The following is a 1,626-nucleotide window of genomic DNA, read 5'->3' on the forward strand; positions in this document are numbered from 1 at the left end:
AATTAAGGAAGCCTATCAGAAATTCACGGTGAAGGATAGAAAAGTAGAGGCTGTTTCAGGGGAGAGTGTTCCTAAGGCTACCGATAAATCCGTTACTAAAGTTAAATACGGGGAACATTATACTAAGAATGGTCGTAAAAAAGTATTAAAACCAGATGTTGAGTACACAAGTAAAGAAGGTTACAATTATAAAACAGATGGTCAAGGTCGTATTTCTAGTGCTGATGGAACTCTCAAGTTAGGAGATGGCAAAAGAAATAACTATGCCCAAAAGGTTGTAGGAAGAGAAAATAGATTGCCAGATGATGATGGTGGTCATTTAATTGCAAGTATTTTCGAAGGTTCAGGTAATCTTGATAATCTTGTTCCAATGAATGGGAATTTAAATAAAGGTGAATGGAAGAAACTTGAGAATACATGGGCAGATGCACTTAAACAAGGTGATGAAGTGAAGGTAAAGATAACCCCAAACTATAAGGGGGACTCACAACGTCCAGTAAGTTTTGATATTAAGTATAAAATTGGTGATGATGAATGGGAAATTAGAAGATTTGATAATGTACCGGGGGGAAAGATAGATGAATGAAGAACAATTAGATAGATTATATCAACATATAGCAGAAGTCGTTGTAGACACTATTCCAGAAGAATGGTCTAAGTTTTATTTATACGGTGAGGTAGTTGAAGGAGCTCAGACTGCTTATTTTTATTATTACCCTGAAGGTAGTGACAAACCGATATACAGCCATGAGTTAACTGAACTATTTACAATAAGTGAGCTTGAATACGCAGAAAAATGGCATCAATTAGTAGACTTTATTCAAGAACTTTGGAGAAAGTCTAAAGATAATGGTCAAGAGTCTTGGACAAATTTTACTATGGTTTTAGATAAGATAGGAAAGTTTAAGATTGATTTTAATTATGATGATCTTTCAAATATAGACCCTCTTGAAAGAAAAACTATTTGGAAGTATAGGAATCTTGGTATTATGCCTAAAAGCAATTCTGGAAAAAAGTATTTAGAAAAATATCTTTCCAGACTGGAATAAAGTAATAATAAATATTTAAAGCAAGTTAAGGGTGAAAAGAACGATAAATAGAAGATTGACAGTTTAAATTATGAAGTATTATCACGGGATTAAGCTATAAACTCACGAAATTAAACAAGATCGTTGGATTAAGCATAATATTCGTCAAGAAATACTTATTAAGTTAACTATAAAGCACTTGAATGCCTTATCCTTATAGGCAACAGGTGTTTTTGTTTTTTATGAGATACTTAAATTTTGGACGACATGAATGACGATTTACTGAAGTTCACAGCTCATGAAGGTTGTCCATGAAGTTTTGTTTTAATACTTGGATAGTGAGGAAAGAACGATAATTAGATTAGACGACATTCACATGGCTGGATGTGCAGTTTAATTAGCTAAATGAGAGATTACCGAATAAGGTGCAACCTGTTTTTCTTTTATATGACTTTAACGGAAAAGTTAAGGTCTTTTTATTGTTGATATGAATATGTATCATCTTAAGCTATATCGGGTTCCTCAGATAAAAGGCCGTTAGGTCTAAAAAAGATATATAGATAAGAATATGGATTTACTGACCTCAGACATCGTGATT

The 1,626-nt window shown here is 33.0% G+C and carries 2 protein-coding genes; both read left to right on the plus strand.

The window, feature by feature from the left end; translation table 11 throughout:
- The first annotated feature begins 1 nt into the window (after window position 1).
- Window positions 2–586, plus strand: coding sequence for a DNA/RNA non-specific endonuclease (locus tag ACFX4I_RS26355; RefSeq protein WP_377424186.1), 585 nt, complete (start codon window positions 2–4; stop codon window positions 584–586).
- Entirely contained in the window at window positions 579–1,049 is a 471-nt protein-coding gene (locus tag ACFX4I_RS26360) for an antitoxin YezG family protein (protein WP_230304071.1), read from the plus strand. The genes ACFX4I_RS26355 and ACFX4I_RS26360 overlap by 8 nt, the downstream gene beginning before the upstream one ends.
- The last annotated feature ends 577 nt before the right edge of the window (window positions 1,050–1,626 follow it).

The sequence above is a fragment of the Peribacillus sp. YIM B13472 genome (assembly GCF_042788005.1).
Taxonomy (GTDB): Bacteria; Bacillota; Bacilli; order Bacillales; family DSM-1321; genus Peribacillus; species Peribacillus simplex_E.